Source organism: Diaphorobacter sp. LR2014-1 (genome assembly GCF_002916785.1).
In the GTDB taxonomy this organism is placed as follows: Bacteria; Pseudomonadota; Gammaproteobacteria; order Burkholderiales; family Burkholderiaceae_C; genus Diaphorobacter; species Diaphorobacter nitroreducens.
In genome coordinates, this window is record NZ_MTBE01000028.1 from 30292 (window position 1) to 54894 (window position 24603).

Annotated in this window: 24 protein-coding genes and 1 tRNA gene; 17 read left to right on the plus strand and 8 right to left on the minus strand. The window is 65.0% G+C overall.

What is annotated here, in order from left to right; all coding sequences use genetic code 11:
* Positions 1 to 35: 35 nt before the first annotated feature.
* Positions 36 to 746, minus strand: coding sequence for a cold shock and DUF1294 domain-containing protein (locus tag BV908_RS16630; RefSeq protein WP_103738697.1), 711 nt, complete (start codon positions 744 to 746; stop codon positions 36 to 38).
* Between the two features lie 322 nt (positions 747 to 1068).
* Between BV908_RS16630 and ygiD the strand changes: the two genes are divergently transcribed.
* A complete protein-coding gene (gene ygiD / locus BV908_RS16635; protein WP_246867533.1) occupies positions 1069 to 1923 on the plus strand; it encodes a 4,5-DOPA dioxygenase extradiol in 855 nt (284 codons plus the stop codon).
* Positions 1924 to 2031: 108 nt separating this feature from the next.
* Here the strand turns inward: ygiD and BV908_RS16640 are convergent, their stop codons facing one another.
* Positions 2032 to 3228, minus strand: a complete 1197-nt coding sequence (locus BV908_RS16640) for an amino acid aminotransferase (protein ID WP_103738698.1) — start codon at positions 3226 to 3228, stop codon at positions 2032 to 2034.
* A 108-nt stretch (positions 3229 to 3336) separates the two neighbouring features.
* On the opposite strand from BV908_RS16640, the gene uvrB reads away from it, so the two are divergent.
* From uvrB to BV908_RS16715, 15 genes are all read left to right on the plus strand, one after another.
* Entirely contained in the window at positions 3337 to 5433 is a 2097-nt protein-coding gene (gene uvrB / locus BV908_RS16645; protein WP_103738699.1) for an excinuclease ABC subunit UvrB, read from the plus strand.
* A 235-nt stretch (positions 5434 to 5668) separates the two neighbouring features.
* Positions 5669 to 6205 (plus strand): Fe-S cluster assembly transcriptional regulator IscR, encoded by a 537-nt coding sequence (gene iscR / locus BV908_RS16650; protein WP_011805376.1) that lies wholly within the window; start codon positions 5669 to 5671, stop codon positions 6203 to 6205.
* A 104-nt stretch (positions 6206 to 6309) separates the two neighbouring features.
* Positions 6310 to 7530, plus strand: a complete 1221-nt coding sequence (locus BV908_RS16655; protein ID WP_103738700.1) for an IscS subfamily cysteine desulfurase — start codon at positions 6310 to 6312, stop codon at positions 7528 to 7530.
* Between the two features lie 37 nt (positions 7531 to 7567).
* The gene (iscU, locus tag BV908_RS16660) at positions 7568 to 7969 is read left to right on the plus strand and encodes a Fe-S cluster assembly scaffold IscU (protein WP_011805374.1); all 402 of its coding nucleotides are present in this window, start codon (positions 7568 to 7570) and stop codon (positions 7967 to 7969) included.
* Between the two features lie 5 nt (positions 7970 to 7974).
* Positions 7975 to 8298: an iron-sulfur cluster assembly protein IscA gene (iscA, locus tag BV908_RS16665; RefSeq protein ID WP_103738701.1), complete on the plus strand. Its 324-nt coding sequence runs from the start codon at positions 7975 to 7977 to the stop codon at positions 8296 to 8298.
* 68 nt (positions 8299 to 8366) lie between these two features.
* A complete protein-coding gene (gene hscB, locus BV908_RS16670; protein WP_011805372.1) occupies positions 8367 to 8885 on the plus strand; it encodes a Fe-S protein assembly co-chaperone HscB in 519 nt (172 codons plus the stop codon).
* Positions 8886 to 8951: 66 nt separating this feature from the next.
* Positions 8952 to 10820, plus strand: a complete 1869-nt coding sequence (hscA, locus tag BV908_RS16675) for a Fe-S protein assembly chaperone HscA (protein WP_103738702.1) — start codon at positions 8952 to 8954, stop codon at positions 10818 to 10820.
* 36 nt (positions 10821 to 10856) lie between these two features.
* On the plus strand, positions 10857 to 11195 hold the full coding sequence (fdx, locus tag BV908_RS16680; protein ID WP_011805370.1) for an ISC system 2Fe-2S type ferredoxin: 339 nt from the start codon (positions 10857 to 10859) through the stop codon (positions 11193 to 11195).
* Positions 11195 to 11908 carry a DNA polymerase III subunit epsilon gene (gene dnaQ / locus BV908_RS16685; protein WP_011805369.1) on the plus strand — a complete coding sequence of 238 codons (714 nt, stop codon included), beginning with the start codon at positions 11195 to 11197 and terminating at the stop codon, positions 11906 to 11908. Before fdx ends, dnaQ begins: the two co-directional genes overlap by 1 nt.
* Before the next feature lie 41 nt (positions 11909 to 11949).
* Positions 11950 to 12024: transfer RNA gene (locus BV908_RS16690), tRNA-Val, on the plus strand.
* Between the two features lie 218 nt (positions 12025 to 12242).
* Complete coding sequence (locus BV908_RS16695) at positions 12243 to 13280, plus strand: histone deacetylase family protein (RefSeq protein ID WP_103738703.1); 1038 nt, start codon at positions 12243 to 12245, stop codon at positions 13278 to 13280.
* Positions 13281 to 13297: 17 nt separating this feature from the next.
* Positions 13298 to 14413, plus strand: a complete 1116-nt coding sequence (locus BV908_RS16700) for an NAD(P)/FAD-dependent oxidoreductase (protein WP_103738704.1) — start codon at positions 13298 to 13300, stop codon at positions 14411 to 14413.
* 130 nt (positions 14414 to 14543) lie between these two features.
* Positions 14544 to 14852 (plus strand): DUF883 domain-containing protein, encoded by a 309-nt coding sequence (locus BV908_RS16705; RefSeq protein ID WP_015913196.1) that lies wholly within the window; start codon positions 14544 to 14546, stop codon positions 14850 to 14852.
* Between the two features lie 67 nt (positions 14853 to 14919).
* Positions 14920 to 15315, plus strand: a complete 396-nt coding sequence (locus tag BV908_RS16710; protein ID WP_103738705.1) for a phage holin family protein — start codon at positions 14920 to 14922, stop codon at positions 15313 to 15315.
* Entirely contained in the window at positions 15312 to 15635 is a 324-nt protein-coding gene (locus BV908_RS16715; protein ID WP_103738706.1) for a hypothetical protein, read from the plus strand. Before BV908_RS16710 ends, BV908_RS16715 begins: the two co-directional genes overlap by 4 nt.
* A 57-nt stretch (positions 15636 to 15692) precedes the next feature.
* On the opposite strand, the gene BV908_RS16720 is transcribed toward BV908_RS16715, so the two are convergent.
* Positions 15693 to 16748, minus strand: a complete 1056-nt coding sequence (locus BV908_RS16720) for a quinone-dependent dihydroorotate dehydrogenase (protein ID WP_103738707.1) — start codon at positions 16746 to 16748, stop codon at positions 15693 to 15695.
* Between the two features lie 35 nt (positions 16749 to 16783).
* Here BV908_RS16720 and rpiA point away from each other — a divergent pair, with 35 nt between their 5' ends.
* On the plus strand, positions 16784 to 17473 hold the full coding sequence (gene rpiA / locus BV908_RS16725) for a ribose-5-phosphate isomerase RpiA (protein ID WP_047350345.1): 690 nt from the start codon (positions 16784 to 16786) through the stop codon (positions 17471 to 17473).
* A 51-nt stretch (positions 17474 to 17524) separates the two neighbouring features.
* Here the strand turns inward: rpiA and BV908_RS16730 are convergent, their stop codons facing one another.
* The 5 genes from BV908_RS16730 to BV908_RS16750 all read right to left on the minus strand — a co-directional run bounded on the left by BV908_RS16730 (position 17525) and on the right by BV908_RS16750 (position 24513).
* Positions 17525 to 18181 carry a glutaredoxin family protein gene (locus tag BV908_RS16730; RefSeq protein WP_103738708.1) on the minus strand — a complete coding sequence of 219 codons (657 nt, stop codon included), beginning with the start codon at positions 18179 to 18181 and terminating at the stop codon, positions 17525 to 17527.
* Positions 18182 to 18295: 114 nt separating this feature from the next.
* Positions 18296 to 20329, minus strand: coding sequence for a M3 family metallopeptidase (locus BV908_RS16735; RefSeq protein WP_103738709.1), 2034 nt, complete (start codon positions 20327 to 20329; stop codon positions 18296 to 18298).
* Positions 20330 to 20416: 87 nt separating this feature from the next.
* Complete coding sequence (gene folD / locus BV908_RS16740) at positions 20417 to 21265, minus strand: bifunctional methylenetetrahydrofolate dehydrogenase/methenyltetrahydrofolate cyclohydrolase FolD (RefSeq protein ID WP_103738710.1); 849 nt, start codon at positions 21263 to 21265, stop codon at positions 20417 to 20419.
* 78 nt (positions 21266 to 21343) lie between these two features.
* Positions 21344 to 21970, minus strand: a complete 627-nt coding sequence (locus BV908_RS16745; protein WP_011805358.1) for a response regulator transcription factor — start codon at positions 21968 to 21970, stop codon at positions 21344 to 21346.
* The gene (locus BV908_RS16750; RefSeq protein ID WP_103738711.1) at positions 21967 to 24513 is read right to left on the minus strand and encodes a PAS domain S-box protein; all 2547 of its coding nucleotides are present in this window, start codon (positions 24511 to 24513) and stop codon (positions 21967 to 21969) included. Before BV908_RS16750 ends, BV908_RS16745 begins: the two co-directional genes overlap by 4 nt.
* Positions 24514 to 24603 lie beyond the last annotated feature (90 nt).

The window sequence follows — 24603 nt, forward strand, 5'->3', positions numbered from 1 at the left end:
ACCGGCCTTGCCGCAATGCTGGTAAGCGCGAGCAGCTATAAAAAAGAAAGCACTTCGCGCAGCGTCTGCGGCCGCAGCGTCCACACCGCCAGTGCGGCGCAGTTCAACACCACCGTGCCCCAATACACCGCGCGGAAGTCCTGTTTACGCGATTTATGGCGCAGCCACTGCTGGGCCCACCATGCGGCAGGCCAGCCGCCCAGCAGGGCGAGCAGGTGCAGGTGGCTCTCCCGGGTGCGCCACGTGCCGCGTTGGGCGGCGCTCTTGTCCAGCGCGTAGGTGAAGAAGGTCAGCAGGTTCAGGGCCGCCGCCGCGCCCAGCCACCACAGCGGCAACCGCTGCGCCCAGGCGCCCCAGCCCCACAGGCCCAGCCAGAGCAGCATCAGCGCCACGGCGATGCCCGCGCCTGCGGGTGCCTGCGGTGCGCAGCGCGGGCGCGTGTGCCTGGCGGTGGCCGGCGTGGGGCGGGCGGTGGGTCGCGTGGATGGCGGGGCGGATGCTGCGCGGGCCGGAGACCGGTGGGCGGAAGGGGAGCCGCTCGGTTGGCTGCGTGGACGCACATCCATCGCGCGCGGTCCCTTGCCGCCCACGTGGATCTCTTCATACTCCACCGGCATCCCGTGGGAGGGCGGCGCCGTGCCCCGGAAGTCCCGTACATGAAAGAACACCTGGGTGCTGCCAGCGCCCTGGATGAAGCCAAAGCCTTTGTCCGCGTTCCATTGCCGGACGATGCCGTGTGTGCGCATGTTCAAACATCCGCCGCGCTGGACGGCGGAAGTGTGGCCATGGGCTGGCCGTCAGGGGGCAGGGTGGTGGCCTGTGGTCCAGGACATGCGCGGACACTGAGCCGGCGGCATGCCAGCGGGGCAGGGGGATCGAGCGCGAGAGGCATGGGTGGAAAGCGGAGGCGGTGAACGGAGGGCCGCGGCTGGAACTTCGGCGCCCGTGCGCGCCCCGATCCCGGCTGACCGCCAAAATCATATCGTGCCCTCTCACGCCTTCCTCTTGCCGCAGCGCCGCAGCACCATGGCCGCGCTGGCGGGCCTCGCCACCCTTCCCGGAGTCTTCATGAGCCCCCTGTCCGAAGCCGCCCCGTTGCTGGAGGCGCTGCGCCCCTCGCCGCGCATGCCGGTGCTGTTCGTGGGCCATGGCAGCCCCATGAACGCCATCGAAGACAACGCCTGGCGCCGCACCTGGCAGGACATGGGGGCGGAACTGCTGGCGCGCGGGCAGCGGCCGCAGCTCATCCTGTGCGTGTCGGCCCATTGGCTCACGCGCGGCGGCTGGCAGCTGACGGGCATGGCTGCGCCCCGCACCATCCACGACTTCGGCGGTTTCCCGCGCGAGCTGTTCGAGCAGCAGTACCCGGCGCCGGGCGCGCCGCAGGTGGCGCGCAGCCTGGCGCAGGAGCTGCGCTCACCCGCGACGGCGCGCGCCCTGGAGGTGGACGGGGGGGAGTGGGGCCTGGACCACGGCACATGGTCGGTGCTCAAGCCCATGTTCCCGGCGGCGGACATTCCGGTGCTGCAGCTCAGCATGGACTACGCGCGCCCGGCGGCTGAGCATTACGCCCTGGGCCAGCAGCTGCGTGCGTTGCGCGAGCGTGGAGTGCTCATCGTGGGCAGTGGCAACGTGGTGCACAACCTGCGCGCCGCGCGGCGCGGCACAGGTATCAATGCAGCCTACGAGTGGGCGAACGAATTCGACGTCAAGGTGCAGGAACTGGTGAAGGCGGGCCGCCTGGACGCGCTGGTGGCCTTCCAGCAGTGGGGCCCGATGGCGCCGCTGGCGCATCCCACGCATGAGCATTACCTGCCACTGCTGTATGCCGCAGGCGCCGCGCTGCCCACGGAGATGCCGCGCTTTTTCAACACGGGTTTTCAGTCGGCCTCGATCTCCATGCGCTCCATGCTTTGGGGTTGATCTATCTAAATTGATAGCTGCTAGCGCTTGCTGGATGGGTGTTAGAGCCCGAAAACACATGAAAAACCGCCCGAAGGCGGTTGCTTTTTTTTGGGGCGTCGCCGTGGCTCAGATCACCTTGGCGATGGCCTGGCAGACGTAGTCGATGTTCTTGCTGTTGAGCGCGGCCACGCACATGCGGCCGGTGTCGGTGCCGTACACGCCGAACTCGTTGCGCAGGCGCACCATCTGGTCTTTGGACAGGCCGGAGTAGCTGAACATGCCGATCTGCGTGGTGATGAAGCCCATGTCCTGCTTCACACCGGCGGCCTTCAGGCCGTCCACCAGCTTCTGGCGCATTTCCTTGATGCGCACGCGCATTTCGCCCAGCTCCTTTTCCCACAGGGCGCGCAGCTCGGGGTTGTTCAGCACCGCGGCCACCACGGCGCCGCCGTGCGTGGGCGGGTTGCTGTAGTTGGTGCGGATCACGATCTTGAGCTGCGAGAGCACGCGCGCGGCCTCGTCCTTGTCGTTGGCCACCACGGACAGCGCGCCCACGCGCTCGCCGTACAGGCTGAAGCTCTTGGAGAACGAGGTGGACACAAAAATGTTCAGGCCGGCCGCGACGAACTTGCCGATCACGGCGCCGTCCTCGGCAATACCGTAGCCGAAGCCCTGGTAGGCCATGTCGAGGAAAGCCACCAGGCCCTTGGCCTTCACGGCGGCGATCACCTGCTCCCACTGCGCGGCGGTGATGTCGTAGCCCGTGGGGTTGTGGCAGCAGGCATGCAGCACCACGATGGTGCCGGGTGCGGCGGCGTTCAGGTCGGCCAGCATGCCGTCGAAGTCCACCTTGCGGTTGGAGGCGTCGTAGTAGCGGTAGCTGCCCACCTCGAAGCCGGCATTGGTGAAGATGGCACGGTGGTTTTCCCAGCTCGGGTCGGAGATCAGCACCTTCGCGTTCGGGCTGAACTTCTTGAGGAAGTCGGCGCCGATCTTCAGGCCGCCCGTGCCGCCAATGGCCTGCACCGTGGCCACGCGGCCGGCCTTGACGACGTCGGACTCCGCGCCGAACACCAGGGCCTTGACCGCGTTGTCATAGGCGGCGATGCCGTCGATGGGCAGGTAGCCGCGCGCAGCGGGCTTGTCCATCATGGCCTTTTCGGCTGCCTGCACGCACTGCAGCAGGGGCAGCTTGCCGTTGTCGTCGAAGTACACGCCCACGCCCAGGTTGACCTTGGCTGGATTGGGGTCGGCGGCGTATTGTTCGTTGAGACCCAGGATCGGGTCGCGGGGAGCCATTTCGACGGCGCTGAACAGAGACATGAAAAGTCCTTGAGGGGATGGAAATCTGACGACGGGACCTCACCTACGGTAGGCTTTCGGTCCACTCTTGATTTTAACGGCCGCCCCCGCGCGCCGTTTACCTCCGCCATGCATGAAGTCACCTCTGAGCCGGCCGCTGGCGCGGCGGACGGGCAGTTCGTCCAGTTTCCAGGTTCGCCCTTTTCGTTGTACCAGCCATACCCGCCCGCCGGTGATCAGCCCGAGGCCATCGCCAAGCTGGTGGAGGGCGTGCAGGACGGCGAGGTGTTCCAGACCCTGCTGGGGGTGACGGGCTCGGGCAAGACCTTCACCATGGCGAACGTGATCGCCCGCCTGGGACGGCCGGCCATCATCTTCGCGCCCAACAAGACGCTGGCCGCACAGCTGTACAGCGAGTTCCGCGAGTTCTTCCCCAAGAACGCCGTGGAGTACTTCGTGAGCTATTACGACTACTACCAGCCCGAGGCCTATGTGCCTCAGCGCGACCTGTTCATCGAGAAGGACAGCGCTATCAACGAGCACATCGAGCAGATGCGCCTGTCGTGCACCAAGAGCTTGCTGGAGCGGCGCGATGTGGTCATCGTGGCCACGGTGTCGGCCATCTACGGCATTGGCGAGCCCGAGAGCTACCACCGCATGATCATGACGCTGCGCGTGGGTGACCAGCTGAGCCAGCGTGACGCGATCGCGCAGCTGATCCGCATGCAGTACCAGCGCAACGAGCAGGACTTCAGCCGGGGCAAGTTCCGTGTGCGTGGCGACACCATCGATGTGTTCCCTGCCGAGCATTCCGAGCTGGCGGTGCGCATCGAACTGTTCGACGACGAGGTGGAAAGCCTGCAGCTTTTCGACCCGCTCACGGGGCGTATCCAGCAAAAAATCCCGCGCTTCACGGTGTACCCCAGCAGCCATTACGTCACGCCGCGCGACAAGGTGCTGGCGGCCGTGGAGACCATCAAGCAGGAACTGGACGAGCGGCTCAAGTTCTTCGTGGCCGAGGGCAAGTTGGTGGAGGCGCAACGGCTGGAGCAGCGCACGCGCTTCGACCTGGAAATGCTCAGCGAAGTGGGGCACTGCAAGGGCATCGAGAACTACACGCGCCACCTGTCGGGTTCTGCGCCTGGCGAGCCGCCGAGCACGCTGACCGACTACCTCCCGCCCGATGCGCTGATGTTCCTGGATGAGAGCCACCAGATGATCGGGCAACTCAACGCCATGTACAACGGCGACCGCGCGCGTAAGACTACGCTGGTCGAGTACGGCTTTCGCCTGCCGTCGGCATTGGACAACCGGCCGCTCAAGTTCGAGGAGTTCGAGAAGCGCATGCGGCAGGTGGTGTTTGTATCGGCCACTCCGGCTGATTATGAGAAGGAGCACTCGGGCCAGGTGGTGGACCAGGTGGTACGGCCCACCGGCTTGGTGGACCCGGAGGTGGAGGTGCGTCCCGCTACCCATCAGGTGGATGATGTGCTGCAAGAAATACGCATTTGCACGCAAAAGAATCAACGCGTACTCATTACGACGCTGACGAAGCGCATGGCGGAGCAACTGACCGATTACCTGAGCGACAACGGGGTCAAGGTGCGCTATCTGCACTCCGATATCGACACCGTGGAGCGTGTGGAAATCATTCGCGACCTGCGCCTGGGAGCCTTCGATGTCCTGGTGGGGATCAACCTGCTGCGTGAGGGGCTGGACATTCCTGAGGTCTCCCTGGTGGCCATCCTGGATGCCGACAAGGAGGGTTTCCTGCGCGCCGAACGCAGCCTGATCCAGACCATCGGCCGGGCGGCGCGCAACCTGCACGGCAAGGCCATCCTGTATGCCGACCGGATCACCGACTCAATGCGCAAGGCGATCAGCGAAACGGAACGCCGCCGCGCCAAACAGATCGCATACAACGAGGCCCGGGGTATTACGCCGCGCAGCATCGTCAAGCAGGTGCGAGACCTGATTGACGGCGTGTACAGCGAGAAGGCAGGCCAGGAAGCCCAGCGACTCCGCGAAGATGCGGCGCGGCAGGCCGAACTGGAGGAGATGTCCGAAAAGGACATTGCCCGCGAAATCAAGCGGCTGGAAAAGCTCATGCTGGAACACGCCCGCAACCTGGAGTTTGAGCAGGCTGCTCGGGTGCGCGATCAATTGACCCGTCTCAAGGACCGGGTGTTTGGAGCGCATGGCGGCGATCAAATCCCTGCCGCATGACCAGGCTTTGCGACCCTGCAGGAGAAAACGCGACTGTTTAGTCTAGTTACCCGACAAAATTAATAGGGATTTGTGCTATACTTGTCTCAAACACTCAAGAAAGAGCCCCACAACAAACAAGGGCCTTGGAGGCTGCAGCCGTAGCGCTTCAGGGAAAGGGTGGAGACGGTGCCCGGTTGGCTATACGCATGCCGCGGCGTTTCTATAACGATCAAGCCTAGACAAGGAGCTTGCGATGCGTCTCACAACCAAAGGCCGTTTTGCGGTCACCGCCATGATCGATTTGGCCCTGCGCCAGAACAACGGGCCCGTCACCTTGGCGGCCATCAGCCAGCGCCAACAGATTTCGCTGTCCTATCTGGAGCAATTGTTCGGAAAGCTGCGCCGCCACGAACTGGTGGAATCCACGCGCGGCCCTGGCGGCGGTTATACGCTCGCCCGCAAGGCGGGCGATATTACCGTGGCAGACATCATCGTCTCCGTGGACGAGCCCATTGATGCCACGCAGTGCGGTGGCAAGGAAAACTGCCTGGGCGAGGCGGGCCGTTGCATGACGCACGAGCTGTGGGCCTCTCTGAACCAGCGCATGGTGGAATTCCTGGATTCCGTCACGTTGCAGAAACTGGTGGACGACCAGCTCGCCAAGGGCGTGCAAATCGAAGACAAGCCGGTCACGCGCCGCGCGATCTCCACCACGCCGGTGGTCAAGCCGATCCGTGTGAACGCACCCAATTCGGTGTTTGCCCTCGGCAACGCGTTCGCCAAATCTTGAGTTGCAGGCTGACCTGCGCCGGCCACGGGCTGCGCGCGGGGCGGGCTCGCCACCTCAATCCTATTGCTTTTTGATGCCAGCCAGAACCTTTCACTGAGCCAGCCATGGACATGACTCCGCATTTCCCTATCTATCTTGACTACGGCGCCACGACCCCCGTGGACGGCCGGGTCGTCGACGCGATGATTCCCTGGTTGCGCGAACACTTCGGCAACCCGGCGTCGCGCAGCCACGCCTGGGGCTGGGAGGCCGAAGAGGCCGTGGAGCAAGCCCGCGGCCATGTGGCCGATCTGATCGGCGCCGACCCGCGCGAGATCGTGTGGACCTCGGGCGCCACTGAATCCAACAACCTCGCCATCAAGGGCGCTGCCCATTTCTACCAAGGCAAGGGCAAGCATCTCATCACCGTGAAGACGGAGCACAAGGCCGTCCTTGATGTGATGCGTGAACTGGAGCGCCAAGGCTTCGAGGTGACCTACCTCGATGTGCAGGAGAACGGCCTGCTCGACATCGAGAAGTTCAAGGCCGCCATCCGCCCTGACACGATCCTGGCCAGTGTCATGTTCGTGAACAACGAAATCGGCGTGATCCAGGACATTCCCCAGCTGGGTGCCCTCTGCCGCGAGAAGGGCATCATTTTTCATGTGGATGCCGCGCAGGCCACCGGCAAGGTCGAAATCGACCTGAACCAATTGCCCGTGGATTTGATGAGCCTGGCTTCGCACAAGACTTACGGACCCAAGGGCATCGGAGCCCTCTACGTGCGCCGCAAGCCGCGCGTGCGCCTGGAAGCGCAGATGCATGGTGGCGGCCACGAGCGCGGCATGCGTTCGGGCACGTTGCCCACCCACCAGATTGTGGGCATGGGCGAGGCCTTCCGCCTGGCCAAGCTGGAAATGGCCCAGGATTTGGAAAAGGTCCAAGCGCTGCAAAAGCGTCTGCTGGACGGTCTGAAGGATGTGGAGCAGGTCTTTATCAACGGCGACCTGGAGCGGCGCGTACCCCACAACCTGAACATGAGCTTCAACTTCGTGGAAGGCGAATCCCTGATCATGGGCATCAAGGGACTGGCGGTGTCTTCCGGGTCGGCTTGCACTTCGGCGAGCCTGGAACCCAGCTATGTGCTGCGCGCCCTGGGCCGCAGCGATGAGCTGGCCCACAGCAGCCTGCGCATGACCATTGGCCGTTTCACGACGGAAGAAGAAATTGACTACGCGATCAGCACCATCCGGCACAACGTCGCCAAGCTGCGTGAGTTGAGCCCCCTCTGGGAGATGTACCAGGATGGGGTGGACCTGAGCACCATCCAATGGGCGGCTCACTGACCACACGCGGAACGACGGAATACAGGAGAAACACACCATGGCTTACTCGGACAAAGTGATTGACCATTACGAGAACCCCCGCAATGTGGGTTCCTTCGACAAGGGTGACGACTCGGTGGGCACCGGCATGGTCGGTGCGCCGGCTTGCGGCGACGTGATGAAGCTGCAGATCAAGGTGAACCCCGATACGGGCGTGATTGAGGATGCGCGCTTCAAGACCTACGGCTGCGGCTCCGCCATTGCGTCCTCGTCGCTGGTGACGGAATGGGTCAAGGGCAAGACGCTGGATGAGGCTGCCTCGCTCAAGAACAGCCAGATCGCCGAAGAGCTGGCGCTGCCGCCGGTGAAGATCCACTGCTCCATCCTGGCGGAAGACGCCATCAAGGCCGCCGTCAACGATTACAAGGCCAAGCACGGAGCGGCTGTCGAGGCCGCCTGAAGACCATGGCGATCACGCTGACCGAAGCTGCCGCGCGCCATGTGACGCGCTACCTCGCCCGGCGGGGAAAGGGCTTGGGCGTGCGCCTGGGTGTCAAGACCACCGGGTGCTCAGGCCTGGCTTACAAGCTTGAATATGTCGATGAGCAGGCACCCGAAGACGTTGTGTTTGAAAATCACGGCGTCAAGGTGCTGATCGATCCCAAGAGCCTTGCTTATATCGACGGGACCGAGCTGGATTTTGTGCGCGAGGGCCTCAATGAAGGCTTTCGCTTCAATAACCCGAACGAGCGCGACCGCTGTGGTTGTGGAGAGAGCTTCCGCGTGTGAGCACGCCGTAGGCCGCTTATTGCACAGGACCGCCATCGCCCGCCGCGCTGGCGGTTTTTTTTATTGCCATGAACCTCCAATCCGACGATTTCGAACTTTTTGGCGTGCCACGCCGCTTTGCGCAGGACCGCGACGCTCTGGACGCGCGGTGGAAGGACCTGCAGCGCGAAGCCCATCCCGACCGGTTTGCGGCGCAGGGCGCCGCCGCCCAGCGTGTGGCGATGCAATGGTCGGTGCGCATCAACGAGGCATACCAACGCCTGAAGGATCCTTTGAAGCGGGCGGCTTACCTTTGCGAACTGGGCGGCTCGCCCATCCGCGCCGAGGACAACACCGCCATGCCCGCGGCCTTCCTGATGCAGCAGATGGAGTGGCGCGAAGCCCTGGATGAGGCCCGCAGTGCTGCGGAGCTTGACGCGCTGGACGACACCACCCATATGGCGCGGCAAGTGGCGTTGGCCCGTTGTGCGGAACTGCTGGACCAGCAGCAGGACTATGCCGGCGCAGCCCGCGAGGTCAGAGCCCTCATGTTCATTGCGCGATTTGCGCACGACATCGATTTGCGCCGAGAGCAACTGGGACAATAGGCGCTTTATTCGGTCACTCCTGCCTGGGCGTGCGCTCGCGGGCCCCGGCTTTTCCACACTCATTTCATGGCGCTTCTGCAGATTTCTGAACCAGGGCAATCGCCCGATCCTCACCAGCGGCGCGTTGCCATCGGCATTGATCTGGGCACCACGCATTCGCTGGTGGCGGCGGTGCGCAACGGGGTCGCCGAGTGCTTGCCCGATGCGCAGGGCAGGGTGCTTTTGCCTTCCGTCGTTCGCTACCTGGGCGGGGGCGGGCGGCAGATCGGCTACGAGGCCGCTGCAGCGCAGATGCAGGACCCGGCCAACACGGTGTCATCCGTCAAGCGATTCATGGGCCGGGGCCTGGGCGACATCACGGGGCGCGAGAAGCTGCCTTACAACTTCATTGCAGCGACCGACAGTGGCGGAATGCTCTCGCTGTCCACCGCGGCAGGCGTGAAATCGCCGGTGGAAGTCAGTGCCGAGATCCTCGCCACGCTGCGCTACCGTGCCGAAGACAGTTTCGACAGTGACCTTTACGGCGCCGTGATCACGGTGCCCGCATATTTCGACGACGCGCAGCGCCAGGCGACCAAGGATGCCGCCCATCTCGCGGGCCTGAATCTGCTGCGCCTGATCAACGAGCCGACGGCCGCCGCGATTGCCTACGGGCTGGACAACGGAGCCGAAGGCGTCTATGCCGTGTACGACCTGGGCGGTGGCACGTTCGATATCTCCGTGTTGCGCCTGGCGCAAGGGGTGTTCGAAGTCATTGCCACCGGGGGGGACTCGGCCCTGGGCGGCGACGATTACGACGCGGCTCTGGCCGAGTGGGTGATGCAGCAGACAGGTGTTCGGGCGAGTACGCCCGAGGACAAGACGGCGGTGCGCTTGGCCGCGCGCGCCTGCAAGGAAGCGCTGACTGCTACTGATAATGTAGCTTTTACCGCAGATGTGGCGGGCGCTACAGTGCAATTTGATGTCAAGCGTGAAGATTTTGCAGCAGTGACGGCGGAGCTCACCCAGCGCTCCCTGGCGGCGGTGCGCCGCACCCTGCGCGATGCGCAGATCGAGCGCGACGAGGTCAAGGGCGTGGTGCTGGTCGGCGGCTCCACGCGCATGCCGGTCGTGCGCGCCGCGGTGGCCGAATTCTTCGGCCGTGAACCGCTGACCAACCTCAACCCGGACGAAGTGGTGGCCATCGGCGCGGCCATCCAGGCCAACCAACTGGCCGGCAACGATGCGGCCGGCGATCTGCTGCTGCTGGACGTGATTCCGCTGTCGCTGGGCATCGAAACCATGGGTGGGCTGGTCGAACGCATCATCGGCCGCAACGAGACCATTCCCACGGCCAAGGCGCAGGACTTCACCACCTACAAGGACGGCCAAACCGCTCTTGCCATCCACGTGGTGCAGGGCGAGCGCGACCTGGTGCAGGACTGCCGCAGCCTAGCGCGCTTTGAGCTGCGGGGCATTCCCCCCATGGCAGCGGGCGCGGCGCGCATCCGCGTCACGTTCACGGTCGATGCGGATGGTCTGCTCAGCGTGGCTGCGCGCGAGCAGGCCAGCGGTGTGGAGGCGCGTATTGACGTCAAGCCATCCTACGGGCTCAGCGACGAGCAGATCGCGCGCATGCTGCAAGAGGGCTTTGCGACCGCGCAGCAGGACATGCAGACGCGCGCATTGGTTGAAGCCCGTGTGGATGCCGACCGCCTGCTGATCGCCACGCAGAGCGCACTGGACGTGGACGGCGATGTACTAGCGGCTGCGGAGCGCACGGCGATCGACGACCTGATGCATGCACTGCGCGCCACGCTGGAGACCAGCACCGACGCGGCGGCTGTCGAGGCCGCGGCGCAGGCCCTGGCCAAGGGCACCGAGGCATTTGCCGCGCAGCGCATGAACCGCGGTATCCGCCAAGCCCTGGCAGGCAAGAACGTCAGCGCCCTCTGAGCGCACAAACCTCATCCATTGATTTAATAAACACCCATGCCCGTCATCAAGATCCTGCCTCATCACGAATACTGTCCCGAGGGCGCGGAAATCACCGCGCCGGCCGGCACCTCAATTTGTGAGGCATTGCTGGACAACGGCATCAAGATCGAGCACGCCTGCGATATGAGCTGCGCCTGCACGACCTGCCATGTGGTCGTGCGCAAAGGATTCGAATCGCTCAATGATGCGGAAGAGGAGGAGGAAGACCTGCTGGACCGCGCGTGGGGCCTGGAGCCGCAATCGCGCCTGTCGTGCCAGGCCATCCTGGCGCAGAGCGATGTGACGGTGGAGATTCCCAAGTACTCGATCAACCACGCCAAGGAGAACCACTGATGTCCCGACAGATTGTTCTGGACACGGAGACCACCGGCCTGTCGGCGGAAGGGGGCGACCGCATCATCGAGCTGGGCTGCGTGGAACTCGTCAACCGCAAGCTCACCGGCAACAATCTGCATCTGTATCTGAACCCCGAGCGCGACAGCCATGAGGACGCGCTGAAGGTGCACGGCATCAGCAATGAATTCCTGCGCGACAAGCCCAAGTTTGCCGAGCGGGTGCAAGACATCCTGCAATACCTGCAGGGCGCGGAACTCATCATCCACAACGCGAGCTTCGACGTGGGCTTCCTGGACAAGGAGCTGGAACTGGTCGGCCTGGCGCCGCTGTCCGCGCATGTCGGGGGCGTGATCGACACCCTGGCCATGGCCAAGGAGATGTTCCCGGGCAAGCGCAACTCGCTGGACTCGCTGTGCGACCGGCTGGGCGTGGACAATTCCAGCCGTACGCTGCACGGCGCCTTGCTGGACGCGGAGTTGCTGGCGGATGTCTACATCAACATGACCCGCGGGCAGGATGCCCTGCTGATCATGGATGAGGCCACCGCCGGGGCAGGAGGCACCACCGTGGCCGCGGTAGATCTGAGCCGCATTGCACTGACGGTGCTGACCGCCAGTGCGCAGGAGCTTGCCGAGCATGAGGAAGTACTCGTGCAGATCGACAAGTCCAGCAGCGGTAAAACAATTTGGCGGACTTTGTCTGAGGCGTGAGAAAGCTATGCCATAATCGTGGGCTGTCGCAGCAACGACACGGGTGATTAGCTCAGCGGTAGAGCACTGCCTTCACACGGCAGGGGTCACATGTTCGATCCATGTATCACCCACCAGTTTTGTCAGGGCCTGTACTCGCAAAAATACAGTCTTTNCAGCGGTAGAGCACTGCCTTCACACGGCAGGGGTCACATGTTCGATCCATGTATCACCCACCAATCCGAACCCCTTGCAGCCCGTATGGCCGCAAGGGGTTTTTTCTTGGCGCTGAGGTCGTGGGGGACTGCCGGCGTCGATGACAATCCGGCAGTCGCGATTGACTTGGCCGCCGTCGATGATCACCTTCCATAACCCGCTGCAACACACCCACGCTCCCGAGCACGAATTTTTCCGCGGCGAGCGTGTACCGTGTTTCGAGAACCCGACGCGCGCGGCCTATGTGGAAGCCGCTTTGACTGCGCGGGGTCATGTACTGCACCCTCCGGATGTGGATTGCGCTGAGATCCTGGCAAAGATCCATGCGCCGCGCTACCTGGCTTTTCTGGCTTCGGCGTGGCAGCAGTGGCTGTCGCTGGGTGAAGGGCAGGACCGTGTGCAGCCGTTTCCGGCGGTATGGCCGGTACGCACATTGCGCTCGGATGTAGAGCCCGACAATTTCATTGCCAAGCTGGGGCTGTACTCCATGGACAACGGCTCGCCGCTTGCAGCGGGCACCTGGACGGCAGCCAAAGCAGGCGCCGACGCGGCGGCCAGTGCCGCGGCGCGCCTGGCGGCTGGCGAGCGCGCCGCGTTCTGCAGCACACGCCCGCCGGGGCACCATGCAGGCCCCGATTTCATGGGCGGGTACTGCTTCTTGAACAACGCGGCCGTGGCGGCCCAATGGCTGCGCGACCACGGCGCAGCCCGTGTGGCCGTGTTGGACGTGGATTACCACCACGGCAATGGCACGCAGAGCATCTTCTATGACCGTGCGGACGTGCTCTTCGTCAGCATCCATGGCGATCCCCGCACCGAATACCCCTTCTATCTGGGACATGCCGATGAAACCGGCGCAGGCCTCGGTACGGGCGGCAACCTGAACCTGCCTCTGCCGGCCGGCACCGATGCTGCCACTTGGTTTGCGGCCTTGGAGCAGGCCTGCGCGCGCATCGCCGCTTTTGGAGCGGATGCCCTGGTGGTCTCGCTGGGACTGGATACCTATGAGGGCGATCCGATCTCGCGCTTTCGGCTGGCGACGACGGATTTTCTGCGGCTGGGTGCGCGGCTGCGTGGTGTGGGACTGCCCACTGTGCTGGTGCTGGAAGGCGGCTACGCAGCGGCGGAGCTGGGAACGAATGCGGTGAATGTGCTCGAGGGTTTCGAGCAGGCATGACAACGGAGGCATGAGCGATGAGTGAGATGGTCGATTGCGTCGTGGTGGGCGCGGGGGTGGTGGGGCTGGCGGTGGCGCGCGCATTGGCGCTGCAAGGGCGCGAGGTCTGGCTGCTGGAGGCGGCCAATGCCATTGGCACCGAGACGAGTTCGCGCAACAGCGAGGTGATCCACGCCGGCATCTATTACCCGCAGGGTTCGCTCAAGGCGCGCTTGTGCGTACAAGGCAAGGCCATGCTGTACGACTACTGCAGCGAGCGCGGCGTGCCTCACAGTCGCTGCGGCAAGCTCATCGTCGCCACGTCGACCGAACAGCAGAACGCGCTGACGGGCATCAGGGCGCGCGCGCAGGCCAATGGCGTGGATGACCTGCAATGGCTCTCGCGGGAGGAAGCGCGTGCGCTGGAGCCCGAACTGGAATGTGTGGCAGCGCTGCTCTCGCCCAGTACCGGCATCGTGGACAGCCATGCCCTCATGCTGGCGTTGCTGGGCGACCTGGAGAACGCGGGGGGTGTTCTGGCATTGAATTCGCCTCTGGCCAAGGCCCATTGCACGCCACAAGCTATCCATTTGGAAGCAATGGATGGCACGTGCATCAGTGCGCGCACCGTGGTCAACGCGGCCGGTTTGCATGCGCCAGTCCTCGCGCGCCAGTTCGAGGGGTTGTCCGCGGTGCATGTACCGCAGGCGGCCTATGCCAAAGGCAACTATTTCACGTTGTCCGGCCGGGCACCCTTCAGCCATCTCATCTATCCCGTACCGGAGGCGGCGGGGCTGGGCGTGCACCTGACGCTCGACCTGGGGGGGCAGGCCAAGTTCGGCCCCGACGTGCAATGGGTGGAAGGCCCCGAGGACCTGGTGGTGGATGCGAGCCGCTCCGAGGCCTTTTACGCCGAGGTGCGCAAGTACTGGCCTGGCCTGCGCGACGGTGCACTGGCGGCGGGCTACGCCGGCATACGCCCTAAGATCCACGGCCCCCATGAGCCTGCGGCGGACTTCCTGATCCAGGGGCCGCGCGATCACGGAGTCTCGGGGCTGGTCAACCTGTTTGGCATCGAATCACCTGGGCTGACCAGCGCGTTGGCAATCGGTGCGCACGTGGCCGGTCTGCTGCACCAAGACGCCGTGTCATGATGCAACGCGGTCATTTTGTGATAGCGGCCATGCCCTGCGGCGCGAGCACTGGGCTAAGATGAGATACCCGCCTACATGGTTTGCCATGCACGGCGTATTACCATTGTTTCCTGCTATGAAAGGCTCCCGTATGACCACCGTATCCGAAACCATTTCCTCCACCCAGGCAGAACTCGAAAAGCTGGTAGGCGACCTGCGCGGTCTGCTGGCCAGCAAGGATCTGGACGGTATTCCCGAGATCAAGCAACTGCGCCAGCGTCTGGATGACGGCATCCATTCGGTGCGCGATTCCGCCGTGCGTGCCGCTCAGGAGGCAGCCCTGCAGGCCAAAGATGCCGCGCGCGCCGCCGACCGTTATGCCCACGATGAGCCCTGGCGCGTTGCCGGCGCTGCGCTGGCCGTAGGGGCGCTGGTGGGCTTCATGCTGGCCCGCCGCTGACCGGTAGCGCAATGGCAGGGCGAATCGTCAACGCTGCGGCGCGCTCCAGCGCCTGGGAGGGGCTTGCATGAACTGGTTGTCCCTGCTCGGCCTGGAAGGCTGGGTTGCACGCTGGCGGGCCGCCATCATCGAAGGCGCGATCGCGGTGGAAGACCGTATCGAGCTCGCACGGCTCGAATGGGCCGACCAGAAGCGCCGCATGGCCCAGCTGGTGGTGCTGCTAGTTCTCTTTGGGTGCGTGGCCGTGATCGCCCTGCTGCTGTTGTCACTGGCTGTGCTGGTCCAGTTCTGGGATTCACCGCAGCGCGTGCTGGTGGCATGGTTGCTGGCAGGCGGCTGGTTGCTGGCCTGGGTGGCAGTGGCGGTGGCCCTGGTGTCCATCGGCCGACAGGCGGGTAATGCCTTTGCCCTTACGCGGCGGGAGTTGCAGCAGGACTGGCGCACCATCAAGGAGCAGTTATGAGCCCCTCTTCCCTGAACTCTGGGCAGCCGGCGCGCGTGCCCACCCCGCAGCAGCAGAAGGTGCTGGACCGCATTCTGGTGCAGCGCGAGCGGCTGCGTGCTCGGCGCGCGGCCCTGCGCCAGGCGCGCGCCGTGGCCGCAGGCGCGGAAGTTCGGGTGGAACCCGATGCGCCGCTGGCGGCACGGCTGGTGGCGTTTGCGCGCCTGCATCCCGTTGCGGTGGCAGCGGTGGTGGGCGCTGCGGTGCTGGCGGGGCCTCAACGGCTGGTGCGCTGGGCCACCCTGGTGATGCCGCTGGTCATGCGCATGCGGCGCGGCTAAGGCCCTTTTCCACAGTCTCTATCAGGCCGCATCGCGGCCTTTTTTCTTGGCCCGTTTTTAACGCAGATCGCGGATCGCCTTGGCCGCACGGCCCACGAGGGCAGGGCCTTCATAGATCAGGCCGGTGTAGATCTGCACGACATCGGCGCCTGCGCGGATTTTGCTCACAGCATCTTCGGCGCTCAGAATGCCGCCCACACCGATGATCGGGAAAGCCGGGCCCAGCGCGGCACGCAACTGGCGGATCACGGCGTTGCTGGCTTCCAGCACGGGTGCACCGCTCAGGCCTCCAGTCTCGCCGGCATGGCGCAGGCCCTGCACGGCGTCCCGGCGGATGGTGGTGTTGGTGGCAACCACGCCATCCATGCCGTGGCGCTGAAGTGTGGTGGCAATCACGGCCACTTGGGCCTCGTCCAAATCCGGCGCAATTTTCACGAAGATGGGCACGCGGCGGCCCTGGGCGGCGGCGAGCTGTTCGCGGTGCTCGGCAATGGCGCCCAGCAGGCCGTCAAGCGCCGCATCGCTCTGCAGAGCGCGCAGGTTCTGCGTGTTGGGCGAACTGATATTCACCGTAACGTAGTCGGCATGCGGGTACACGCCCTCCAGGCAGGTGAGGTAGTCGCGCGTGGCGTCTTCGATGGGCGTGGTGGCGTTCTTGCCGATGTTCAGACCCAGCAGCAGTTTGCTCTGGCCGCGGCCCTGTGTGCGGACCTGCGAGCGCTGCACGTTGGCCACGAAGGCATCCAGCCCTTCATTGTTGAAGCCCAGGCGATTGATGAGCGCACGCGCCTCGGGCAGGCGGAACATGCGCGGCTTGGGGTTGCCGGGCTGCGCACGGGGCGTGACGGTGCCAACCTCCACGAAGCCGAAGCCCATGGCGGCCAGCGCGTCGATACAGCGGGCGTTCTTGTCGAGCCCCGCCGCGAGGCCCACGCGGTTGGGGAAGCGCAGGCCTGCCAGTTCGATGGGGTCGCTCACGGTTTCGTTGCACCAGGCCCATTGCAGCGGCGTGCGCTGGCCGCGCGCCAGCATGTCCATGGTGAGTTCGTGGGCGGCTTCGGCGTCCATGCCGAAGAGAAAGGAGCGGGCGAGGGCGTAGGGCAGCAGAGACATGGGGATAATTCAATGATCTTTCCGGATTTTCCCCCATGACTGCACCCACATCCCTTTCCCAAGACGAACTCAAGACCCTGGTCGGCCAAGCTGCACTGCAATATGTGGTGCCGGGCGAACTGCTGGGCGTGGGGACCGGCTCTACCGTCAACAAGTTCATTGACGCGCTGGCATCTATCAAGGACACCATCCGCGGCGCGGTTTCCAGCTCCGAAGCCAGCACGGCGCGGCTGAAGGCGCTGGGCATCCCCGTGCTGGACGCCAACGACGTGCGCTCGCTGTCGGTGTACATCGATGGCGCCGACGAGATCGACGGCAACGGCTACATGGTCAAGGGCGGAGGGGCGGCCCTCACGCGCGAGAAGATCGTCGCCGCGCTGGCACGGCGCTTTGTGTGCATAGCGGACGAGTCCAAGCTGGTGAACGTGCTGGGCGCGTTCCCGCTGCCGGTGGAGGTCATTCCGATGGCCGCCGCGTACATCGCGCGGCGCTTCGAGTCGCTGGGGGGGCAGGCGACGCTGCGTCTCAAGGATGGCCAACCGCTCGTGACCGACAACGGCCAACACATACTGGATGTGCGCGGCCTCACCATCAGCGATCCGCTGGCGTTCGAGACCGAGGTGAATCAATGGCCGGGGGTGGTGACGGTGGGCGTGTTTGCGCTGCAGAAGGCCAACGTCTGCCTGCTGGGCACGGCACAGGGCGTGCGTACGCTGTCCCTGTAAGACGGTGGACGGCAGTGGCGCGGCAATGCCGCACCGAGCATCCCCTCGCTTTTAGAAAATGATGCCGGCCGGATTGGAGGGAGACGGCCCCGTGGGCGCTGCCGGTGGCGCTGAGGGGCGTCGTGCGGGAGCAGCGGACGCCTTGTCCGCAGCCGGTGCTGCAGGCTGCCCAGGCACCGCAACGAGCGGGGCTGCCGCAGGACGGCGGTAGTTCGGCGGCAATTGCGACTGCTTGGGGTAGCCGGCGGCGTCCAGGTACTGCGTCCACTCGGTGTCGGAAAAGCCCCGCAGCTGCTGTGCGCCAATGGTGCCGAAGGGCAGGCTGGATTCACCGCTCATGCGCTTGAGCGCGTCGATGTCCTCGTTGGTGCTGACGGTGCGCTCGGTGAAAGGAATGCCACGGTTGATGAGCAGATTGCGCGCGCTGTTGCAGGGCACACAGTCGCTGCTGGTGTACAGCGTCACGGGAAAGCGCGTGGCCACCTGGCGCAGAGCGTAGGGCAGGGCCTCGGCGCCGCTGCCGCCGCTGCGTGGTCCGGCGCCGACCGCTGTGCCCTCGGCGTTTGCGGCAGGAGCGCGGTCGGAGAAGGTCACCTTGCCATCCGGCCCGACGATGCGGTACACCTGCTGGGCCAGCGCGGCCGTGGACAGCAGGGCGGCCGTGGCGCATGTGGTGGCCAACACGGCAGCGTTGCGAATGATGGACATGGGTTCCTCTCCTCTTGGTTTCTTAAAAATAATAGCTGGTCGCGCTTGCTGCAAGCCATTTTCCAGTAGAAAGCAGGCGCAAACGCCCGGCAGACAAGCGCGAACCGCTCACTTTTATGCTGCCATGCCCTGGTGGCGCAGCAGCGCGTCCAGTGTGGGTTCGCGCCCGCGGAAGGCCTTGAAGGAGTCCATGGCGGGGCGGCTGCCGCCCGCTTCCAGGATGGCCTGGCGGTAGCGCCGGCCGGTCTCCGCGCTGGGCTCCCCGCCCGCGCCGGCAGTTTCCTCGAACGCGGCATACGCGTCGGCGCTGAGTACCTCGGCCCACTTGTAGCTGTAATACCCCGCCGCGTAGCCGCCCGCGAAGATATGGCTGAACGTGTGGGCCGAGCGGCTGAAGGCGGGAGGTTTGAGCACGGCCACTTCGTCGCGCACGCGGTCCAGCAGCGCCAGCACGTCGCCTTGGGGGTCGTGCTCGGTGTGCAGCAGCATGTCGAACAACGCGAACTCGATTTGGCGCAGCGTGGCCATGCCGGCCTGGAAGTTCTTGGCCGCGATCATCTTGTCGTACAGCGGGCGCGGCAGCGGCTCGCCCGTGTCCACATGGGCGGTCATGTGGCGCAACACTTCCCATTCCCAGCAGAAGTTCTCCATGAACTGGCTGGGCAGTTCCACGGCGTCCCATTCCACGCCGCTGATGCCTGACACGTCGCGCTCGTTCACCTGGGTGAGCATGTGGTGCAGGCCATGGCCGAATTCATGGAACAGGGTGATCACGTCGTCGTGCGTGAGCAGGGGTGGGCGCCCGTCCACCCCATCGGCGAAGTTGCACACCAGATGCGCCACCGGTGTCTGCAGCAGGCCCGTGTCCGGGCGCAGCCAGCGGGCGCGCGCATCGTCCATCCAGGCCCCGCCGCGCTTGCCCTGGCGGGCAGGCTGGTCCAGGTAGAACTGACCCACCAGCTCGCCGCCGCGCTCGATGCGGTAGAACTCCACGGCGCTGTTCCATACGGGCGCAACGTCGCGGCGGATGGCCACCTCGAACAGCGTCTCGACGATCTTGAACAGCCCGGCCAGCACCTTGGGCGCCGTGAAGTACTGCTTGACCTCCTGCTCACTGAAGGCGTAGCGCGCTTCCTTGAGTTTCTCGGAGATGTAGGGCCAGTCCCAGGACTGGGGGTTGGCCAAGCCCAAATGCTCAGCGGCAAAGGCGCGCAGGTCGGCTACGTCCTTCTCCGCAAAGGGCCGGGCGCGGTGCGCCAGGTCCCGCAGGAAGTGGATGACTTGTTCGGGCGATTGCGCCATCTTGGGCACCAGCGACACCTGGCCGAAGTTGCCATAGCCCAGTAGCTGCGCCTCTTCCTTGCGCAGCGCGAGGATATCGGCCATCACGGCGGTGTTGTCGAAACGCGCGGCGTCGCCGCTGGCCTGGTCCGATGCGCGTGTGACGTAGGCGTGGTAGAGCTTCTCGCGCAGGGCACTGCTGGTGGCGAACTGCATCACCGGCAGGTAGCACGGCATCTTCAGCGTGAGCTTGTAACCGTCCTTGCCCTCGGCCTGGGCCGCGGCGCGGGCGGCGTTCTGCACGTCGGCCGGCACACCGTCCAGCTCCTCGGCCGTGGCGTAGTAGGCGTAGGCGTCGGTGGCGTCCAGCGCGTTCTCGCTGAACTTTTGCTGCAACTCGGCCTGGCGTTCCTGGATGGCGGCAAAGCGCTCCTTGGCTGCGCCCTGCAGCTCGGCGCCCGACAGCACGAAGTTGCGGATCGCATTGCTGTGCGCCTGCCGCTGTTCCGGGTTGAGCGTGGCGGGGTCGATCGCCTTGTATTTGGCGTACAGGCGCTCGTCGGCGCCCAGGCGGGTCCAGAACTCGGTGACCTTGGGCAGCGCCTCGTTGTAGGCGGCGCGCAGCTCGGGCGTGTCCGCCACGCTGTTGAGGTGGCTGACGGCGCCCCATGCGCGGCCCAGCTCCTCGGTGGCGACATCCAGTACCTGCGCAATCGCATCCCAGCGGGCCGGGTAGTCCGGCTGGGTGACGGTTTCCAGTGCGGCGTCTGCGCGTTGCAGCAGCACATCCACCGCAGGGGCTACGTCGGCGGGGGTGATGCGGTCGAAGGGAATGTGGCCCGAGAAGTCGAGGAGGGGATTGCTCATGCTGGCTTAGATGGCGTTGCCGTGAGTGGGTTCAAGCCGTTGGCGCAAACGCGCGTCCACCGGCACTCGGGTCAGGGGTGCCTCGCGTCAGAGGCGCTCAGCCGCTTCCAGGGTGTTCACCAGGAGCATGGTAATTGTCATCGGGCCCACGCCGCCGGGCACTGGCGTGATGTAACCCGCCACCTGCTTGACGCCCTCGAAGTCCACGTCGCCGCAGAGCTTGCCTTCGTCATTGCGGTTCATGCCCACGTCGATCACCACGGCGCCGGGTTTGACCATATCGGCCGTGAGCACGTTGCGCTTGCCCACGGCAGCCACCACCACATCGGCCTGGCGCGTCATGGCGGCAAGATCCGCTGTGCCGCTATGGCAGACCGTGACGGTGGCGTTGGCTGCCAGCAGCATCATGGCCATGGGTTTTCCCACGATGTTGGAGCGACCGATGACCACGGCGTGCTTGCCGCGCAGATCCTTCATACCGATGGATTCGAGCATCTTCATGCAGCCGTAAGGCGTGCAGGCCTTGAAGCCCACCTGGCCCACCATCAGTGCCCCGGCGCTGGCGACGTGAAAGCCGTCCACATCCTTGAGGGGCGAGATCGCTTCGATGACCTTGTGGTCGTCGATGTGCTTGGGCAGCGGCAGTTGCACCAGGATGCCGTGGATGCTGGGGTCGTTGTTCAGCGCCTGCACGCGCGCCAGCAGCTGTTCTTCGGTCATGCTGGCGTCGTACTTTTCCAGCACCGAGTGAAAGCCCACGTCCTCGCAAGCCTTGACCTTGTTGCGCACGTAGACCTGGCTGGCAGGGTTGTCGCCCACCAGCACCACTGCGAGGCCAGGGCTGATGCCGCGGTCTTTCAGCGCGGCCGTGCGCGCGGCGACTTCAGTGCGCAGTTGGCGGGAGAGGGCGTTGCCGTCGATCAGTTGGGCTGTCATTGATGAATCCACGATACAAATGAAAAAGCTGCCTGGCGCTTGTCTGGTATGCGCAGGCAGCTATTAAAAACGGAGCAATTAGGCCTTGGCGCTACCTGGCCCCAGGGCAATCTTGAGCAGGTCGGCCACGGTGTTGGCGTTGAGCTTTTCCATGATGTTGGCGCGGTGCGCCTCCACCGTCTTGATGCTGATGCCCAGGTCGTCGGCGATCTGCTTGTTCAGGCGGCCGGCAACGATGCGCTCCAGCACCTGCGCCTCGCGGCTGGTGAGCTTGGACAGCAGCGCGTCGCGGCTGGCGGCCTGTTGGTAGTCGGCAAAGGCTTCGCGTGCATGGTCCAGCATGCGCTCAACCAGGCCCAGCAACTCTTCTTCGTTGAAAGGTTTCTGGATGAAGTCCAGCGCGCCTTTCTTCATGGTGTTCACGGCCATAGGGACGTCGCCGTGACCGGTGATGAAGACGATGGGCAGGGGCGACTTGCGTTCGACCAGGCGGTCCTGCAGCTCCAGGCCCGTCATGCCGCCCATGCGGATGTCCACGATCAGGCAGGCGACTTCGCGCGGGTCATAGCGTGCGAGGAACGATTCCGCCGAATCAAAGCAGCGTACACGGTAGTCCTTGCCCTCCAGCAGCCACTGGAGCGAGTCGCGGACGGCTTCGTCGTCGTCGACGACATAGACGGTGCCTTTTTTCGGAATCAAACTCATGCAATAGTCCTTGGGGTTGACGTTGCTGCGGAATTGATAGTGGCATCCGCAGCAGTGGCGAGCGGAAGCCAGAAGGAGAACCGGCAGCCGGTGACCTCCGATCCATTGTAGAGGTTCTCCGCGTGCATCCGGCCCTGGTGCGACTCGACGATGCTGCGGCACAGGTTCAGGCCCATGCCCATGCCTTCGCTCTTGGTGGAGAAGAATGCCTCGAACAGGTGCGCCAGCACTTCCGGGGCCAGGCCCTTGCCCGTGTCCTGCACCGAAAACTCGATCACCCCGCGGCCATCCACATGGCGCGGCACCACGCGCAGCTCCACGCTGCGCCCGGATGGGGGGCGGTGGGCCTGGGCGATGGACTCGGCGCCGTTCTTCATCAGGTTGATAAGCACCTGCTCGATCAGGATCGTGTCGGCCATCACCTGGGGCAGGCGGGCGGCGACGTAGTGCGTCAGGTGCACGTTGTGGCGCCGCAGCTCGATGTCGGCCAGTTCCACCGCTTCGCTCACCATCTCGTGCACGTCGGCCAGCGTGCGGTTGGGTTCGCTTTTTTTCACGAAGGCGCGGATGCGCTGGATGATCTGGCCGGCGCGCTGCGCCTGGTGGGCGGTCTTTTGCAGCGCCGTGAGCAGTGCCTCCTCGCTGATCTGGCCGCCCTGGATGCGCGAGACCATGCCGCTGCAATAGTTGTTGATGGCGGTGAGCGGCTGGTTGAGTTCGTGGGCTACGCTGGAGGCCATCTCGCCCATGGTGATGAGGCGGCTGACCGACTGGGCGCGTTCGGCCTGGCGCGCGGCCTGCTCCTCGGCCTGGCGGCGCGGCGTGATGTCGGTGGCAATGACCATTTGCGCCAAACGGCCGTCCACCCAGTTCAGGTAGCGCGAGCGCACCTCCAGCCACTTGCCCAGATCGGGCAGATAGATCTCGGCGTTCTCCGAACGGGCGCTGGTCAGCGAGTCGGTGGGCAGGCCCATCAGGCCATCTTCGTCGTCCATGCCGCCAGAACTGTAGGAGGTGGGCAGCACGCCCGCCTGCGCCACCAGTTGCAGGTGGCCGCTGGTCTGCGAGCCGAACCATTGGCGGTACAGGCGGTTGGCAAACAGCAGCTCCTCGCTCCCCAGCGGCGCCACGGAGACGGAGGCGTCCAGCGCCTCCAGCACGATGGTGAAGCGCTCATGCGAGGCGGTGAGTTGCTCGCGCACGCGGTTGGGCTCGGTGATATCGGTCATCGAGGTCATCCAGCCCGTTTGGTGACCGCGTGCGTCGATCAGCGGCGAGACGTACAGGCGCGCATCGAACAGCGTGCCGCTCTTGCGCCGCACGCGTACCTGGAATCCACCGGGCACGGTCTTGCCCGAGAGTTCGTCGCGCAGATTGGCGTGCAGCGACTCATATTCGCCCTCGGGCCAGTAGCTGTAGGGCGGGGTCTGCCCGACCAGCTCGGCCTCGGTCCAGCCTGTCATCTGGCAGAACGCGGCGTTCACATAGGTGATGCGGCCCTCCAGGTCCAGCGCGCGCATGCCGGTGAGGATGGAGTTCTCCATCGCCCGGCGGAAGTTGGTTTCTGCCACCAGTGCTTCCTGGGCCTGCAGCCGCCTGCGCGTGTGCCGCCAGGTGGCGATGAGCATCCACGCCGTCATCACGCTGAGCGTGCCCACGAGCCAGAACAGCCCGCTGCCCACCACGCCCAGCGACGTACGGTACGCCTGCGCCCGCATCACGAGGCCGTTGCCCACCGGGGAGACGGGGATCTCGTACTGGTTGGCCTTGGTGGTCCAGGGCAGCAGCGCATTGGTGCGCGGGGGCAGGGGCGTGCCCGCCAAGGTGCGGCCATTGCCGTCCAGCAACGTGACGGCGTAGCGCGCCAGCACCTCGGTGGGAGTGCCGTAGCGCAGCAGGCTGTCGATGGAATATTCCGCCAGCACCACGCCGCCGAACTTGCCCTGGGGCGACAGGGGCACCTGCAGTTGCAGCAGGGGAGCGCTCTCGCCCTCGGTGGCCGTGGGTTGCGAATACAGCGGCTGCTGCAGGTCGCGGACGGCGTTAAAGAGGTTGGTGGTCTCGCCGGGCTTGAGCACCTCGCCGCCCACGCGCAGCTGGCTGCTGGTCACGGCGGGCGCGGCGTGGCTGGCGCGGATGCGCCGGCGCTCGTCAATCCAGGTGATGGCCTGCAGTTCGGGGTATTGGCTGATGAGCGGCTCGGCGCGGCTGCCGAAGTCCGCGCGCTCCACATCCTGGTTGGACAGATCGCGCGCGATGCGCATGATCTGCTCTTGCCGCTCCAGCAAGCGCAAACGCACGCGCTGCTGGGCGTATTCCACGTCGCGCCTGAGGGCTTCCTTCTCGCGTTCCACCTCTTCCGTGCGCAAATACCAGAACGAGGCCACGATGGCAGCGAGGAACATCAGCACCGATGCCACGGGCGCCAGCGCCGCGAACCGGTCCTGGCGCGTGGGCGAGAGGCTGCGCCACCAGGCACGCCACCAGCGCGCCGGGGTTTTCACGGCAGACACGGCGGAAGAGGGCGCGACAGGAGACTCCATGGGCGCGGAGTTTAAAGGCTTCGCGGGGGTGATTTCATCTGAAGAAATAATGTGCAATTGCAGCAATTTTTCATATTAAGAGATGAAAAA